Annotated in this window: 12 protein-coding genes; 4 read left to right on the plus strand and 8 right to left on the minus strand. The window is 63.5% G+C overall.

The features are described 5' to 3' along the window. Window positions 1-202: 202 nt before the first annotated feature. A complete protein-coding gene (locus ACYQ00_RS06725) occupies window positions 203-1954 on the plus strand; it encodes a TolC family protein (RefSeq protein ID WP_460031369.1) in 1752 nt (583 codons plus the stop codon). 216 nt (window positions 1955-2170) lie between these two features. Here the strand turns inward: ACYQ00_RS06725 and ACYQ00_RS06730 are convergent, their stop codons facing one another. The 5 genes from ACYQ00_RS06730 to ACYQ00_RS06750 form a co-directional block, all read right to left on the minus strand. Further along, complete coding sequence (locus ACYQ00_RS06730; RefSeq protein ID WP_460031370.1) at window positions 2171-2683, minus strand: hypothetical protein; 513 nt, start codon at window positions 2681-2683, stop codon at window positions 2171-2173. A gap of 205 nt (window positions 2684-2888) precedes the next feature. Further along, on the minus strand, window positions 2889-4079 hold the full coding sequence (locus ACYQ00_RS06735; protein ID WP_460031371.1) for a metal-dependent phosphohydrolase: 1191 nt from the start codon (window positions 4077-4079) through the stop codon (window positions 2889-2891). Further along, on the minus strand, window positions 4076-5527 hold the full coding sequence (gene pyk / locus ACYQ00_RS06740) for a pyruvate kinase (protein WP_460032486.1): 1452 nt from the start codon (window positions 5525-5527) through the stop codon (window positions 4076-4078). The genes ACYQ00_RS06735 and pyk overlap by 4 nt, the downstream gene beginning before the upstream one ends. A 274-nt stretch (window positions 5528-5801) precedes the next feature. Further along, window positions 5802-8132, minus strand: a complete 2331-nt coding sequence (locus ACYQ00_RS06745; protein ID WP_460031372.1) for a putative bifunctional diguanylate cyclase/phosphodiesterase — start codon at window positions 8130-8132, stop codon at window positions 5802-5804. Window positions 8133-8291: 159 nt separating this feature from the next. Next, entirely contained in the window at window positions 8292-9473 is a 1182-nt protein-coding gene (locus ACYQ00_RS06750) for a hypothetical protein (RefSeq protein WP_460031373.1), read from the minus strand. 330 nt (window positions 9474-9803) lie between these two features. Between ACYQ00_RS06750 and ACYQ00_RS06755 the strand changes: the two genes are divergently transcribed. From ACYQ00_RS06755 to ACYQ00_RS06765, 3 genes are read left to right on the plus strand one after another with little or no spacing between them, the layout of a single operon-like run. Further along, the gene (locus ACYQ00_RS06755) at window positions 9804-11252 is read left to right on the plus strand and encodes a circularly permuted type 2 ATP-grasp protein (protein WP_460031374.1); all 1449 of its coding nucleotides are present in this window, start codon (window positions 9804-9806) and stop codon (window positions 11250-11252) included. A gap of 7 nt (window positions 11253-11259) precedes the next feature. Next, window positions 11260-12348 (plus strand): alpha-E domain-containing protein, encoded by a 1089-nt coding sequence (locus ACYQ00_RS06760; protein WP_460031375.1) that lies wholly within the window; start codon window positions 11260-11262, stop codon window positions 12346-12348. 3 nt (window positions 12349-12351) lie between these two features. Further along, window positions 12352-13236 carry a transglutaminase family protein gene (locus ACYQ00_RS06765; RefSeq protein WP_460031376.1) on the plus strand — a complete coding sequence of 295 codons (885 nt, stop codon included), beginning with the start codon at window positions 12352-12354 and terminating at the stop codon, window positions 13234-13236. 69 nt (window positions 13237-13305) lie between these two features. On the opposite strand, the gene ACYQ00_RS06770 is transcribed toward ACYQ00_RS06765, so the two are convergent. The 3 genes from ACYQ00_RS06770 to ACYQ00_RS06780 all read right to left on the minus strand — a co-directional run bounded on the left by ACYQ00_RS06770 (window position 13306) and on the right by ACYQ00_RS06780 (window position 16037). Beyond that, window positions 13306-14088, minus strand: coding sequence for an RNA methyltransferase (locus ACYQ00_RS06770; protein ID WP_460031377.1), 783 nt, complete (start codon window positions 14086-14088; stop codon window positions 13306-13308). 13 nt (window positions 14089-14101) lie between these two features. Further along, complete coding sequence (locus ACYQ00_RS06775; protein WP_460031378.1) at window positions 14102-14569, minus strand: DUF456 domain-containing protein; 468 nt, start codon at window positions 14567-14569, stop codon at window positions 14102-14104. 169 nt (window positions 14570-14738) lie between these two features. Beyond that, on the minus strand, window positions 14739-16037 hold the full coding sequence (locus ACYQ00_RS06780; protein ID WP_460032487.1) for a phenylacetate--CoA ligase family protein: 1299 nt from the start codon (window positions 16035-16037) through the stop codon (window positions 14739-14741). Window positions 16038-16063 lie beyond the last annotated feature (26 nt).

The following is a 16063-nucleotide window of genomic DNA, read 5'->3' on the forward strand; positions in this document are numbered from 1 at the left end:
AGTGTGCTTTGACAAGCACGGAATTGCAAAATGCGACGTTTGAAACGCTGGAAAGTTTGGACAACGCGCAATAAGGAAGGTATAGGCGGTGTGCAGGTTGTGGGTTGCCGTGCTCTTGTCCGCCCGGCATTTCCATATTCTTCCCGCCGCCAGACGGCGCAACTCCCTGTCTTTCTCCATCAGTTCCAGCTTGATGGAGCACATGAAATCGAGTATGTTCAAGCGAGAAATCAAGACGCCTGTTCCGCATGCGTCCCAGCAGGGTTCAGCCAAGGATGTCCCCATGGTCATATCGCCAGTCCTGTCGAAAAAGTTTCGCCGCGTCTGCGGTGTAAGTTCTTCCGGTGTTGTTGGATGCTGCCTGCTGCTGGTGGCGTTGCTGGCGTCGTCGCCTCTGCATGCGCAGCAGGGTGGTTCGGCACTGGGCATGCCCAACGACCTGGACTCTCCCCTTCCCGTGCAGCAGCCCACGCCAAAAGTGTCCATGCCTTCGGATGAGGAAATGGGGCTCACCCCGGACAATCCGAACGCCACCTCCGTGCACGTCATCGTGCCTCCGGAAGACAACGCCACCGGCGGCGCAACGTACGATCTGGCCAAAACGGTCATCACGGCCCTGGAGCGCAACCCCCGGTTGCAGTCGGCCAAGTCTGCCTGGGACGCCGCACGCCAGGGGCGCAACAGCAAGGTGAGCGCCTTCTTCCCCACCCTGAGCGGCAGCTACACCTACACCTACACCGACTGGCCCAAGGTCAAGGGCGAAGCGCCCACGCAGTCCAATACGGACTACACCCTGGCCTTTAGCGTCAAGCAGAACCTGTTCACCGGTTGGAAGACCCTGAACGAGTATCGCAAAGCCAGGCTGCAGGTGGAGCAGGCGGGCACCAACTTTACCAACGAAGAGCTTTCCCTCCTGCTCACGGTGCAGGAGAACTTCCTGAACCTGCTCGGGGCGCAGGAGAATGTTCGCAGCGCGCAGGACTCCGTGACCCGGCTTCGTTCCCAGCTGCAGGTGACCCAGGCCTTTTATGATGTTGGCCTCCGGCCCCGCCTGGATGTGTTGCAGGCCGAGGTGGATTTGGGCGATGCCGAAGACACCTTGCTCCAGGCACAGAACGCCGTGGACACGCAGCGCGCCCGTCTGGCCACGCTCATGGATTTGGAGCTCGACGATCCCCTGGTTTACACCGGCGAGCTGCGCTACATGCCGTTCAATCTTTCCCTGGAAGCCTGCCTGACCGAGGCGTATCGCAACCGGCCGGACTTGCAGATTTACCAGCGGGCCATTGAGATTGGCCGCAAGGATGCGCACATCGCCGGCTCGGTCATGCTGCCCCAGGTGGCCGCCACCGTGGACTGGTACCAAAGCGGCAACCACCCCGACCTGCACGGGGATACTGTCCAGTCCGCGCTGACCAAATATGATACCTACGCCTTCACCATCGGCGTGAACTGGGAAATCTTCGACTTTGGCGAGAACTACTTCAACTGGCGGCAGGCGCAGGAGCTGGTCAAACAGTTCGAAGCGGATTATGCCAACCAGTTCCTGGAAGCCACGTTTGACGTCAAGTCCCGGCACTTGTCCATTGCTGAAACGGCCAAGCGCATCAAGGTGGCCCGGCAGTCCCTGGGAGCGGCCAAGGAAAGCTACCGCATGGCCGTGGCCCGGTATCAGGCCCAGGTGGGCACCAGCACCGATGTGCTGGACGCCCAGTCCCGCCTGACCAATGCCGAAGCCCAGACCACCCAGGCGCTGGTGGATCATCAGGTGGCGCTGGCCAATCTGTACGTGGCCATAGGCCGCAAGAACATCACGCTGGATGTCGGGGATCTGCCCGCGCCGGTGATGGGCAAACCCAAGACCACCGTGCCGGTGCCTGCCTCCGGAACCTCCTCTGGCGCTCAGCCGGCCAAGTCCGGCGCCTCTGCCAAGAAGGCCAAGCCGGCTTCCTGACAAGGCACTGCATAGGCCCTGTTGCGGCGGCGTCTCCTGGCGGGGACGTCGCCGCTTTTTTGGGCGCATCGGGGGCTTACTCCCCGGTTGCGAGACAAGGGGTGATCCGGCCCGTTTCCTGAAGGCAGACGAGCGATGTAGCTGACGCCTGTCCCTGCTTTTCGAGGGGGCTGCCCTGCAGGAGGACCGGAGCGGGAGGGGGAGGGAATGCGGCCGTCAGTCCTGCTGGCTGCGAGCACTGAAGTCGGCCCGCAAGAGGGCCGGGGAGCAGGCAAAGGCGCGCCGCAACTCCGGGTCCTGCGCAGCGGCCTGCAGCAGGATGGCCTGGGCCATGTCAGAGACGGGCGCAGTATGATGTTCAAAGAATTCGCGCAGCCGTTCCACCTTGCAGAAGGAAATGACCGTGGACAGACTGCGGTCGCCTTCCTCCACCACATGGTAGGTGGAGGCGAGCAGGTAGGCGCCCACGCTGGTCTTGTACAAGGCAATTTCCCACCAATTGCGCATGGAGGGCGCATCGGCTTCTGCATGTTCCCGGGCGGAGCCGAGCAACGCGCCGTTGAAATGCAGGTCCGGCTTGCCATGGCGCGGCAGGTGGCAATACTGGCACGGCGGGGATTCCGGACGTTCGTCCGGCTGGGATGTCCGCGAAACGGGGGTGGTTTCGGCAACAGAGGAGGACGTGCCTTGCGCGGCACGGTTGGGTCTGGAGACCGTGGTGGTGGTCATAAGACGCCCCTCCCCTGGGCAAGATCAGGTGGTCACGCATCATGCCTGTCGGCTGCGGGTGTCTGATCTTGCTCCGAGGCGTTGGGGCTGCCAACGCCTCGGATAATGATTGCCCAGGATTCTTATACGCGAGTTCTTCCATGGGGGGAAGTTGTTTTGACAAACTATTGCCGGACCGTAATGTGCGCGGGCGGCTGTTTCACGTTCAGGCCGACCGCACCACACCGGCCACCAGTGTTTCCACAGCCTGTTGCCCCTGGCCGCAGCGCACGGCATAGAGGCGTTCCATGGTCAGCACGGCGCTGGCATAGTTCCGAAACGCATTGTATTCTTTGGTGTTCAGCGCGTCCGCAGCCAGGCCGTACCGGGCTTGCGCCGCAGCTTCCAGGGCCTTGCGCGCACCGGCAGCCGCAGTGCCGGTGAACACCCAGTCGCCATCGCCCAGATGCACCAGAAAATTCTCCACGGCCAGGGGCTGGAGCATGGTGCCGTCGGCTTCCAGCAGACCTGCCGCCACAGGGTCCTTGCCCAGGATGATGCCGGCAGCCTTGATCCAGTCCTGCGGGCCGGCGTCAGTGGGTTTGTCGCTGTAGGCGGCATGGGCGCTGGCCAGGGAGGCCACCACCGGCGCGGGCAGGCCACGATGCCAGGCTTCCGTGATGCCCAGCACATGGTGCGTTCCTGTGCCGGCGATTTTGCCTTCGGGCAGGCAGCTGCCGTCGGCCTGCCACTGGAACACCCAGGGCTTCATGTTGTCGTGCAGCAGCTGGCCGGCCAGGGCGCGATCCTGTACCACAGTCATATCATACACGTTTTTGTATGCATCGATCATGCCCAGGGTGATGGACAGGTTGCCGGCCACGTGAGTGGCCAGGCCGCCAGGGTAGCCGTGGTGTCCGTTGTACTTGCTGCCCGGTGCGGACAGGAACGGCTGTGGCGCCTTGGCGGGATCTTTCTCTGCCGTGAGCAGGGGCGGAAAGACCAGCTCCGGCTTGATGTCCGCGGCGAGCAGGCCCTTGGCCGTCAGCTCCTTGATGATTTCCTCATTGACCTTGGCATCCCGGCCCGCCATGAAGGTCGGGGCGGGCGTGTCCAGCAGCTCGCGGACAGTTGCGCGCAGGGCGGCGTCCTGGATGCGGTCGCAGCACTGGATGCAAAAGTTCCAGCCGGCCTGCACGGCGGGCGAGGCCTGGGCCATCTGCAAAGGGGTCAGGGTTGCGCAGTCGGCATAGCTGATAGGTGACGGCGCTGCGGGAGCCGGCGCTGCCTGGGCGGCGCCGACACTCCCGGCAAGGCCGGCGAAGCCAGCGAGCTGTCCCGCCACGACGCCGGCGGGAATGAGGGCAAGGAGTTGACGACGGGTAAGGCCTGCGGACGCCGCGGAGTCATGCATCATTTGTAATACACCTTGATCTCGTTGGTGGAGAGCACCGGGCGGCAGGGGTCCAGGTCGCAGACCAGGGGCTGGCCCGGCGTGGGTTGGCCTGAGGTGATGATGACGCTGTCGCCAGTTTTGATGAACGGTGCGTTCTTGATGAACTGCTCGGCCCGGCCCATGTGCGCGGAGATGGCGGGATCCACCTTGCGGGGTCTGAGGCCGAAGAAAAAGTTCAGGTTGCGCAGCACGGTATCGTTGGGCGACAAGGCATAGACGGGCTTGGACGGCCGGCGGCTGGAAATGAGCCGGGCCGTGGCCCCGGAGGCCGAATGGCAGACCACGCAGTTGCTGCCCATGGTATCGGCCAGCAGGCAGGCGGAGTACGCGATGTACTTGGCCGGGTTGGATTCCTTTTTGGGCGCGTAGGGGCCCTGCAGGCGTTCCAGGTAATAGGCCTCGGCATGGTCGGCCACGCCACGGATGAATTTCACGGCGTCCACCGGGTAGTCGCCAATGGCGGTCTCTTCGGAGAGCATGACGCAATCGGCGCCGTCCATGATGGCGTTGGCCACGTCCGTGGCTTCGGCGCGGGTGGGGCCAGGGTTTTTGACCATGGAAAGGAGCATCTGCGTGGCCACGATGCTGGCTTTTTGGGCATGACGGGCAGCGCGGATAATTTTCTTCTGGATCACCGGCAGCTCGGCCAGGGGGCATTCCAGGCCCAGATCCCCGCGGGCAACCATCACCGCGTCACTGCGCTCCAGGATGGCGTCCAGATCGTCCAGGGCGTTGCGGCGCTCCAGCTTGGAGACAATGGGCAGGCGCTTGCCATGCTTTTGCATTTCCTCGATGAGATCGTCCACGTCATGGTGCGTCTGGACAAAGGAGAGGGCAAAGGCATCCAGCCCGATGGCGATGCCTTCGCGCACGTCCTTGCGGTCCTTGTCCGTGAGGGCCGGCATGGGGTGGAACTTGCCAGGGAAGGCGATGCCCTTGTTGGAGGTCAGCATGCCGCGGTTCAGCGCGCGCATTTCGAACAGCTGATCCACCTTGCGGACCTTGGTCACCGTGAAATTGAGCATGCCGTCGGAGAGGGAGACGGGCATGCCTTCCTCCAGGCCCTGCAGCAGCTCAGGCATGTCCAGACTGATGAAAACATGCTCGCCGGCCTGATCGCGCAAGCTGGGCAGTCCCAGCACCACGGTTTCGCCCTGGCCCACCTGCAGGGGCGAGCCTGTTACCTCGCCAATGCGAATTTTGGGGCCGCAGAGATCGCCCAGGGCGGTGAGCGGCATGCCGAGGTCTTCTTCCAGCTGGCGGATGATCTTCAGGGCCGGGAGAAAGGCATCGGCATTGGCGTGCGAAAAGTTGAGGCGGAAGATACGCACGCCGTTTTCCACCATTTCCCGCATCTTGTCATACTCGGTGGACTTGGGGCCAAGGGTGGCGACGACGCGGATGTGCATGGGCAAGTTGGACATGAAGCTCCCTCGCGTGATTGGACGTGCGCGTCCGCTGGTCCCGTGGCAGAAGGGCGGTGCAAAGCCGTTTGGACCGGGAATACCATGCGAACAGGATGGAAATGAGCCAATTGAGTCACAAGGAAATGACATTTCCAAGTGTGGCATATTTTGAGAAAAAAGGCCATGGCTGCAGGAGAGCCGTGGCCATGCCCCGGAAGCCCGGCCCAGGTGGTCCGGCCCCGGAAGTCCGGCAGAATGGAGAGGGCGCAGGCGGGGATCAGGCCTCGGCAGGCCGGGGCCGCACCACGGGGGCGTCCTGATCGAGGGCAGCCAGAAAGGCCCGCAGTTCGTCGTCCGGCATGGGCCGGGCAAAGTAGTAGCCCTGGGCGTATTCGCAGTGCAGGGCCTGCAGGGTGGCGCGCTGCAGGTCGTCTTCCACGCCTTCGGCCACCACTTCCATGCCCAGGGTATGGGCCAGATTGATGATGGCCCGCACAATCTCCATGTTTTCTTGGGAGACATGCATCAGACGGATGAAGCTGAGGTCAATCTTCAGGTTATCCAGGGGGAAGCGCTGCAGGTAGCTCATGGAGGAATAGCCGGTGCCGAAATCGTCAATGGAAAGGGCGATGCCCATTTCTTTGATTCTATTCAACTTTTCGGCAGAGGATTCCGCGTCCTCCATGATGGCCGTTTCGGTGATTTCCAGTTTGAGCCGTTCGGGCGGCATACCGGTTTTGTCCAGCACGGCGCGGATGGAGTCCAGAAAGCCGAACTGCGAGAATTGCCGGCCGGAGATGTTCACACTCATCAGGGTGTTGCGGACGACAGGCCACTCTCTGGCCCAGGCCACCCAGGCCTCGCAGGCCTTGTGCAGGATCAGGGACCCGAGGTCGATGATGGCGCCGGTCTCTTCGGCCAGGGTAATGAACGCGCCGGGTGGCATGAGCCCGCGCGTGGGGTGCCGCCAGCGGACCAGGGATTCAAAGCCGACAAGCTGATTGGTGTTCAAATCCACAAACGGCTGATACACCAGGAAGAATTCATTAGACTGCACGCCGCGCCGCATCTCCTGCTCCATGGTCATGAGCATGACGGCCTGGTCGAGCATCTTGTTGGTGAAGACCTTGAAGCAGTCCCGCCCCTGTTCCTTGGCGGCATGCAGGGCGATGTTGGCGTTTCGCAGCAGCAATTCGGCGGGCAGGTTGTCCATGGGCGAGAGGACCACGCCAATGGAGGCTGTGATGCGGATATCCGAGTCGCTCAGGCGCAGGGGCTCGCTGATCAGCTGCCGGATGCGTTTGACGATTTGCACGGCGCCGCGCGGGGAGGACAATTCTTCCAGCAGAATGGCGTATTCGTCGCCGCCAAAGCGCGAGACCGTGTCAAGGGTGCGCACGCTGTCCAGAATGCGATGGGTCACCTCCACCAGAACCTTGTCCCCGGCGGTGTGGCCCAGGGAATCATTGATGGTTTTGAAGCGATCCAGGTCGAGGAAGCAGAGGGCAAAGAAGTAGTCGCTGCGGCGGCTGGCCCGCATGCGGGCCTGCTCCAGGCGGTCCAGAAAAAGCGCACGGTTGGGGAGGCCGGTGAGGGGGTCGTGCAGGGTCTGGCGGCGCAGCTCCTGCTCAATGTGCTTGGCCGCGGTGACATCCCGTGCCGCGGTCGCAAGGCCGAGGAAGACGCCATCCTGCGCGAACACCTGCCGGTTGACCTGGGAAATCCAGATGCGACGGCCGTCCCTGCGGCGCAGGCGATACTCGAACTGATGGCAGTCTGGAGAGGAAAAGGGGCTGCGGTCGGGGTCGGCCTGGGTTGTGGCCACAGACTGCATGAACTCCTTCCAGGCCTCCAGGTCGGTTTCCTCGATGAGTCCTTGAATAAAGAGGGGATCCTCCAGAAAATGCCTCGCGCTGTAGCCGGTGATGCGTTCGCAGGCCGGGCTGCAGAAAGCAACGTTGCCATCGGGCAGGATCCACTGCTGCCAGTCGCAGGCACTGTGGGTGAGGACATGCAGTTTGGTACTGGCCTCTGCCAATGCCTGTTCCAGGGCCAGGGTGTGCGAACGATCGCACAAGGCCAGCAGCCAGCGGTCTCTGCCCTGCCACGGCAAGGGAGACCGGCGAACCTCTATCGGCAAATTATTTCTGGCGAGCTCGCCTGCTGCGGCCAGGGTCAGGGGAAAGGGGGCCGCTGCGGCCTGCTGTGCGGGTGGAAGCTCAATGGTGCGCAGTTGCAGGGCGGCCTCCGGTTCGCCAAGCAGGGCGGAGGCGGCGGGATTGGCCCGGAGAATGCGGCCGGAATTTGTGACGATGAGTAATGGTTCCTGCAGGGCGTGGAAGAGGGCGTCCGCAGCAGGCGCAGGTACCGGAGCGCTGGAAGGGGGGGAGGGAGCAAGGGCCGGGGAGGGAGGGGGGGCGGAAGGAGTGTCCTGCGCCCGCATTGCAGCTGGATGGGGGATGCCGGAAGCGCAGCTCCGAGGCTCCCCCGGCGGCGTCTCGGGGGTGGCTGCGCCGCGTTTGTCACGCATGGCAAGCAGCCGGATCGTCCCCAAGGCCATGGCCGCGCCAAGCATCACGAGCAGCAGATCGGTCAGCAGCATCGGCATGGGCGCCCCAGGGTTGCAGTGTCCAAAGTCGCAGAATGCCGCATTTCAACACGCCCGGCAAGGGCCGATCAGCTGAGGATTCCTCGCCATTCTGGGATGCGGCGCCGATGCAGAGTGTTTCCATTCATCATGCAATAGTCCGTCAGTGGGGGCGGCCTTTTATTGGGTAGACTGCAATTCCTTGGTGATGGTGTCGGCAATGAACTGCTCCATGATGGCATTGCCGTAGGCATTCACGTGGCAGCAGTTGTCAATGTAGACAGTCTCGGGAACTGCATCGTAAATCCTGGTCATGTCATAGAGGCGCAGGCCCTGGCTGCGCATGGCTTCAGCTTCCTGAAACAGGCGGGCATAGCCAATGCTGACGCTGCGACGCAGGATGGACTTGTCGTTCCAGGCCGTGCTCTGTTCTTCGGGTGTGAGGACCCGGTCCGTTTTGTAATACTGATTAGGCTGAATGAATTCAAAGAGTTCAACCCCGCCAAGCCGGGCGGCCTGGAGCATGGAAAGGGTGCTGTAGCGCCAGATTTGCACGCTGCGCTCCATGACTTCGGGAGGCTCCGGGGTGTCTGCCGGCAGGGCGACCTCGGGCAGGGAATAGGCCACCATGGAGCTGGCGTTGTCCTCGGTACGCGGCGCCCGGCTGAGGTTCCAGAAATCCTTGCGCGCGGATTTGGCCAGCAGGGAATACACCAGATGGGCGGACGCCAACGGGGTTTCCTCGGAGGCGATTTGCAGGCGTTGCGCTCTGTTCTTGGCGGCGATCATCCGGCAGGCGGTTTCGTCCGAGCCTTCGCCGGGTTTGCACTTGCGGACCAGGTCGCTGAACACGGGGGACATGGGCATGGAGATGTCCATGCCGTGCTCCATGTTCACGGCATTGAAGCCGATTTCATTGAGTCCGTCGATGAGGATGGCCACATCAATGCGAAAGCCGTTGGCCAGGTAGAAATTCAGGACATTCAGCTGCTGGGGCTGCTTGTAGCCGGAATGGGAGAAGTTCAGGATGCGGACGCGTTTGCCGGCATAGCGGGGCAGGGCCTGGAGGGCATCGCGCAGGGTGTTCGTCAGCGCCTGGGCCATGTGAAAGCTCTGGGCCACGGAACCGCCGAAAATGCCCACCGTCACCTCGTCACTGGCCGGCTCCGCACCATGCAGCGGCGGGAACCCTGCCAGCTCGGAGTAATACCCGAAGTATGGGTGTAGCCTGGTTTCCGGAATGCTCCAACCAGCGGCATCCGTTGATTGAAATGGAGGGGTGCTATAGTGAAACCGGCCCTGTGTGGCTGCAATATAGATGAGACTCGCCCCTTCAAGGCACAGCAGTGTGATGAGCAGCATGATGCACCCATGCAGCGCCATCTTTTTTACGGAACGCATTACGTCAGATCCCCCCGATAATTCCAGTGTGTGGCATGAGAGAAGCAACGTTGTGTGCGCCGTGAACACGCACGGGACACATTTCGGAAGTTCGCCTTTTACTCCCAAAGGAAAGGAGGTGTCAACGCATGGCCGGCGCCGTGTGCACTCATATTCCCGAATGTCGGCACGTGCGGACCTGCGTTGACGGGTTTGGACAAATGTTGCAAAGAAGTGGCATTGGGGACGGGTTGAGTGCCCAGTGTTCTGCAATTTTGTAGATTTTTACAACCAGAAACGGGCGGGGCGCGCGTGGATTTCCGAAATTACGACACTGGCGGCTTTTACGATGAACTCTTTTGCGACAACTGCACGCCCAGACCCGGCGTCCGGCGGCTGGCCGAATTTTTGGAACGCCTGCCCCCCGGAGAGCTGCGCCGCCGCCAGGCTGCAGCTGAACAGGCCCTGTACGATCTGGGCATCACCTTCACCGTGTACGGCCACTCCGACGGCTCCGAAAAGATCTTCCCCTTCGACGTCATCCCCCGCGTGGTCTCTGCCGCGGACTGGCAGCTCCTGGAGCGCGGCCTCACCCAGCGCATCACGGCGCTCAATCTTTTCCTGCAGGACGTCTACAACGAACAACGCATCCTCAAGGATGGCGTTGTCCCGCGCGATCTCGTTGAGTCTGCCACGGATTATCACCGTGCCTGCCGCGACTTCACCCCGCCCAAGGGCATCTGGTGCCACATTACCGGCACGGACCTCATCCGCGGCGGGGACGGGCGCTATTACGTCCTGGAAGACAACCTGCGCTGCCCCTCCGGCGTGTCTTACGTCCTGGCCAACCGCCATCTGATGAAGCGGACCTTTCCGGAGATCTTCCCGGCCCTGAAGGTCCGTCCCGTGGATGCCTATCCCGTCCAGCTTCTGGACATGCTCCACCACATCGCCCCGGACGGTGTGGATTCCCCCCTGGGCGCCCTGCTGACCCCCGGCGCCTTCAACTCTGCCTACTTCGAGCATTCCTTCCTGGCCCAGCAGACCGGCCTGGAGCTGGCCGAGGGGCGCGATCTGGTGGTCCGCGACGGCTACGTCCACCTGCGCACCACTCGGGGCCTCAAGCGCGTGCACGTCATGTACCGTCGCATCAATGATGACTTCCTGGACCCCAAAGCCTTCCGGCCGGATTCCCTCCTGGGCGTGCCGGGCATTATGGAGGTCTATCGCGCCGGCCGGGTCAGCCTGGCCAACGCCCCGGGCACCGGCGTGGCGGATGACAAGGTCATCTACGCGTTTGTTCCGGACATCATTAAATATTATCTCGGGGAGGACGCCATCCTCCCCAATGTGGATACCTTCCTGTGCTGGAAGGACACCCACCGCCAGCATGTGCTGGCCAATCTGGAAACCATGGTCGTCAAGGCGGCCAACGAATCCGGCGGCTACGGCATGCTCGTGGGGCCGGCGTCCACCAGGGAAGAGCGCGAGGAGTTCGCCCGCCGCATCCAGGCCAACCCGCGCAACTACATCGCCCAGCCCACCGTCCAGCTTTCCCGCGTGCCGGTCATCGAGGGCGACAGCTTCGAGGGCCGCCATGTGGATCTCCGGCCCTACATCATCTATGGCGAAAACATTCATGTGCTGCCCGGCGGGCTCACCCGCGTGGCCCTGCGCAAGGGCTCCCTGGTGGTGAACTCCTCCCAGGGCGGCGGCAGCAAAGATACCTGGGTCCTGTCCGAAGACCCTGCGGAGGCGTGATCCACCCATGCTCAGCCGAGTCGCCGAATCCATCTACTGGATGAGCCGTAACCTGGAGCGCGCCGAAAACGTGGCCCGGTTCATCGAGGTCAACTGGCACCTTTCCCTGGATCTGCCTGTGGCCGATCTGCACTCCGACCAACCCGCCGGGGACTGTGCTGAGGATGGCGGCGGGCAGTGGCGGCCCCTGGTGATGATTACCGGGGATCAGGAATGGTTTGACGAGCACTACCCCTGCTCCAGCCGCGAACATGTCATCCAGTTCCTGGCCTTTGATGAGGAGTACCCCAACTCCATCCGCAACTGCCTGCGCTATGCCCGGGAAAATGCCCGCACCGTGCGCGATACCCTGCCGCCGGAAATGTGGGAGCAGCTGAACACCTTCTACCACCAGGTGGAGGACATGGCCCGTGCGCCGGAGGCCATCTTCAGCAATCCCTACTACTTCTGTGAAACCCTGAAGATGAAGTGCCTGCTGCTCATCGGTCTGGCCGAATCGGGCATGCGCCGCGGCGAGGGGTGGCATTTCTTCAACCTGGGCAGGATGCTGGAACGTGCGGACAAGACCTCGCGCATCCTGGACGTCAAATACTTCATCCTCCTGCCGGATCTGGCCTACGTGGGCAGCGCCCTGGACGATATCCAGTGGGCGGCGCTCTTGCGCTCCACCTCGGCCTTTGAGGAGTACCGCCATCATTATGGCCGGATCCGGCCGCGCTGGGTGGCGGAGTTTCTGCTGCTGGACCGGTGCTTCCCCCGGGCGGCGCTCTTCTGCCTGCAGGAGGCCCTGCGCTCCCTGCAACTGGTGGACGGCACGCCGGACCCCAGCGCGCCGGAAACCGGCCGCATGTCCGAACCCGAACGCGTGCTGGGGCGGCTGGTGTCCAGGCTGCTGTACGCCACCATGGAGAGCCTGTTCAAAAAAGGGCTGCATGAGTCCATCGACGCCCTGCAGGTGGAGATCAACCACGTGCACGATGCCCTGGTCCGCCGCTTCTTTGCCATCCCCTGCGAGGAGGAAGAGGTCTGCGAGCCGGACATTTCAGACAACGTGGAGGTGTTGCCGCCGACCAGCTACGCGCAGACCCAGGGCTGAGTCGTGCGTCTGCAGATTATCCACCGCACAGTGTACCGCTTCAGCGGGCCGGTGTTTCTGGAGCCGCACACCCTGCGCCTCACCCCGCGGGGGGATCCGGCCCAGCGGCTGGAGCGCTTTTCCCTGGCCATTTCCCCATCGCCGCAAGCTTCCGGCATGGTGCTGGACGCCTTTGGCAACACTGTGCACCGCTGCTGGTTCCTGGGGCTGACGGACACGCTGGAGCTGCATACCGAAAGCGTGGTGCAGACTCTGCGGGATAATCCCTTTGATTTTCTTGGCGAACCGCTGGAATCCCTGGCCGGCACGCGGGAGTGGGAGGCCCTGGCGCCATCCCTGGCCCGGACCTTCCACGCCCCTGAGGATGTGGCTGCCGTCTCCACCCTGGTGCAGGACGCCATCCACGCCGCGGGCCTGGAGCCCATGGCCTTTTGCGCCGCCCTCTGCAGTCAACTGCATGGGCGTCTGGAAAAGGTGGCGCGTCCGGAGGCCGGCGTGCTCCCGCCCCAGGCCGTGCTGGGTTCGGGACAGGCCGCCTGCCGGGACATGGCCCTGCTGTTCATGGATTGCTGCCGGGCCGTGGGTCTGCCGGCGCGCTTTGTGTCGGGGTATCAGCTGCCGGCCCTGGACCCGGATGACAACTGTACCGGGGCCAGTACCGGAGCCAGTTCCGCAGGCACGCGCGAACTGCACGCCTGGGCCGAGGTCTACCTGCCCGGCGGCGGCTGGCGGGGGTTCGATCCCACCCATGGCCTGCTGGCCGCGGATCGTCATGTGGCCGTGGCTGCCGCGCCCCATTGGGAAGACGCCATGCCCGTCACCGGCAGCTACCGCGGCACCGGCGTTCATGCCGTGCTGGAGCACGAGGTACAGGTGCGGGAAGCGTGACGCAGGCTATTCGGGCAGGAACGGCAGCGCGCCCTGGTGTCAGGGGACACGCCGCGGGAATCCAGGGAATCACTCCCCCTGCGGCGGGATTGCCGGGCCTTTCTTGCCCTTTCGCTTCTCACTCGTCCCCACCAGCCACTGGACCTGACGGCAGATGCCCATGAGCAGATTGAACTCGTGGCGGCGCAGGGGGGTGCGTTCGAGAAAACGGCGGACAGGGAGCATCCAGTAGTCCGGATTGTCCCCCTTGAGGAAGTCCATGTCCGTGAGGGTGTCCTGCAGGGTGGCGTAGAGGGTCTCGCGCTCGCCATGGGTGGCCAGGCGGGATTCCGGCGGGCCGGCAGGGCGGAAGACCGGCCCCGGGGATTTGGTGAAGCACTCGTAGAGCAGGATGAGGATGGCCTGGGAGACGTTCAGCGAGGTATGCTCGGAGGCGGTGGGAATGGTCAGCAGGCGGGAGCAGACACTGGTTTCCTCATTGGTCAGGCCGCGGTCTTCGGGGCCGAAGACGATGGCCACGGGCTCGCCCTGCTGCAGGATTTCGTGCATCAGCGGCGCGGCCTTGGCCGGGGTGAGGATGCCTTTGCGCCAGCCACCGCCACGGGCCGTGGTGCCGTAGACGGCGGCCATGTTCCGCACGGCTTCGTCCAGGGTGGCCACGATGCGCATGCGGCGCAGCACTTCCTGGCCGGTGCCGGTGGCCAGGGAACGGGCGCGGTCTTCATCCCAGTTGACGGGATGAACCAGGGTCAGATTCGGGCAGCCCATGTTGGCGCAGGCCCGGGCCGCGGAGCCCACGTTTTCGGCAAACTTGGTCCCCACCATGACGATATGCAGATTTTCCAAAGACATGATGTGATCGTGGCTAGGCGTACAGGCGTGGGGCAGAGAGGACAAGAATGGTCACACCCAGGCCGAATTTGGTGATGATGCCCAGAAAGCTGCCCAGGAGCACCCCGCGGGCGGCCCGGTTGGCCTCGGGCCAGGGCCGGCCCTGGCTGTGTTCCATGAACAGGCAGCCAAGATAGGCCCCCAGGAGCGCGCCGGGCAACGCCCCCAGGCCAAACAGAATGGGGGCGCCGAGAATGGCGCCGATGATGAGGCCGACGTATCCGCCGATATTCCCTTTTTTGCTGGAGCCGTGCTTCTTGCCGCTCAGGAGCTGAAAGGTCAGTTCCATGCCTTCGCCCACCAGGGCGATGCCGCCGATGAGGGCCACAAAGCCCCAACCGTAGCCAGCCCCGGTGGGCAGCAGCTTCCAGACGGCCATCAGGACCACCATGAGCCAGTTGCCGGGCAGGCCAAAGATGATCAGGCCCAGGGAGCCCAGCATCAACAATATATATAAGGATGGCCAAAGGGCACTCAACACGGCTTCCATAATGTACGTCCTCATGGAGCATTGTTCTGCCACCCAGCCGGGCCCATGGCCGTGGACTGGCGCAGGAACGTTCCCCAGCAACAGGAGGGGGCGCGGGGGAACTCGGTTCCCCCGGGATGTCTTATTCCGCCTTTCTCTGGTCCAACACCCGCACGGCCTTGCCCTCGGTGCGGGGCAGGGTGTTGGCCTGGACAAGTTCGACCTTGGGGGTGACGAGGATCTCGTCGCGCAGCAGGGAGGCGATGCGTTTTTGCAGGTTGGTCAGGGCGCGCATGTCTTCCTGAAAGAAGTCCTCGCGCAGTTCCACCTGGACGGCAATCTGATCCATGTGCCCGTCGTGGGTGAGGACGATCTGATAGTTCTGGCCGACTTCCGGCAGGGCCATCAGGGCCTGCTCCACCTGCATGGGGTAGATGTTCACGCCCTTGATGATCAGCATGTCGTCGGCGCGGCCCTTGATGCGGTCGATACGCCGGTGCTGGCGGCCGCAGGCGCAGCGCCCGGGCAGAAAGCGGGTCAGATCCTTGGTCCGGTAGCGCAGGATGGGCATGCCGGTGCGGGTCAGGCTGGTCATCACCAGCTCGCCCACCTCGCCCTCGGGCAGGGGCTGGCCGGTTTCCGGATCGACGATTTCGGCGATGAACGCATCTTCCCAGAGGTGCATGCCGTTCTGGTATTCGCACTCAAAGGCCACGCCAGGGCCGTTCATTTCCGAAAGGCCGTAGGAATTGTACGCCTTGAGCCCCAGCAGGGATTCGATGCGTTTGCGCACTTCCTCGGTATGCGGCTCGGCCCCGATGAGGGCGATGCGCGGCGGCAGGCTGGCGGGGTCCAGGCCGTCTTCGAGGATGGCATCCCCCAGGTACAGGGCATAGGAGGGGATGATGTGCAGCACGGTGACGCCAAAGTCCCGGATGAGCTTGAGCTGGCGGCGGGTGTTGCCCGGGCCGGAGGGGATGGTCAGGCAGCCCAGGGCCTCGGCGCCGTAGTGGATGCCCAGCCCGCCGGTGAACAGGCCGTAGCCGGAGGTGTTCTGAAAGACGTCCGAAGGCCGCACGCCGGCCATGTGCATGCAACGGGCCATGAGTTGGGCCCAGGCCTCGATGTCCTCACGGGTATGGTAGATGACCGTGGCCGCGCCGGTGGTGCCGCTGGAGGCGTGCAGGCGCACGAGGCGCTCCTTGGGCACGGCCACCATGGCGTCGGGGTAGCTGTCCCGCAGGTCCTGCTTGGTGGTGGGCGGGATGCGGGCCAGATCGTCCAGGGAGCGGATGGACTCGGCGTCGATGCCGGCCTCGGCCAGGCGTCTGGCGTAGAACGGGGAGTTCAGGCAGCGGCGCACGGTCTCGCGCAGCCGGCTGCACTGGAGGGCGGCGATCTCATCCGAGGAGAGCATTTCTGCAGGGTGGTAAATTTCCATGGCGGGGTCATACTGAAAATCCGGGC

The sequence above is a fragment of the Megalodesulfovibrio paquesii genome, assembly GCF_054653055.1.

Excerpts from the sequence above, each read along its gene's own strand:
- ACYQ00_RS06780 (WP_460032487.1), bottom strand. The coding sequence starts at position 16,037 with ATGGAAATTTACCACCCTGCAGAAATGCTCTCCTCGGATGAGATCGCC.
- ACYQ00_RS06745 (WP_460031372.1), bottom strand. The coding sequence starts at position 8,132 with ATGCCGATGCTGCTGACCGATCTGCTGCTCGTGATGCTTGGCGCGGCC.
- ACYQ00_RS06735 (WP_460031371.1), bottom strand. The coding sequence starts at position 4,079 with ATGATGCATGACTCCGCGGCGTCCGCAGGCCTTACCCGTCGTCAACTC.
- ACYQ00_RS06750 (WP_460031373.1), bottom strand. The coding sequence starts at position 9,473 with ATGCTGCTCATCACACTGCTGTGCCTTGAAGGGGCGAGTCTCATCTAT.
- ACYQ00_RS06770 (WP_460031377.1), bottom strand. The coding sequence starts at position 14,088 with ATGTCTTTGGAAAATCTGCATATCGTCATGGTGGGGACCAAGTTTGCC.
- ACYQ00_RS06775 (WP_460031378.1), bottom strand. The coding sequence starts at position 14,569 with ATGCTGGGCTCCCTGGGCCTGATCATCTTTGGCCTGCCCGGCAACTGG.
- ACYQ00_RS06730 (WP_460031370.1), bottom strand. The coding sequence starts at position 2,683 with ATGACCACCACCACGGTCTCCAGACCCAACCGTGCCGCGCAAGGCACG.
- ACYQ00_RS06725 (WP_460031369.1), top strand. The coding sequence starts at position 203 with ATGAAATCGAGTATGTTCAAGCGAGAAATCAAGACGCCTGTTCCGCAT.
- pyk (WP_460032486.1), bottom strand. The coding sequence starts at position 5,527 with ATGCACATCCGCGTCGTCGCCACCCTTGGCCCCAAGTCCACCGAGTAT.
- ACYQ00_RS06760 (WP_460031375.1), top strand. The coding sequence starts at position 11,260 with ATGCTCAGCCGAGTCGCCGAATCCATCTACTGGATGAGCCGTAACCTG.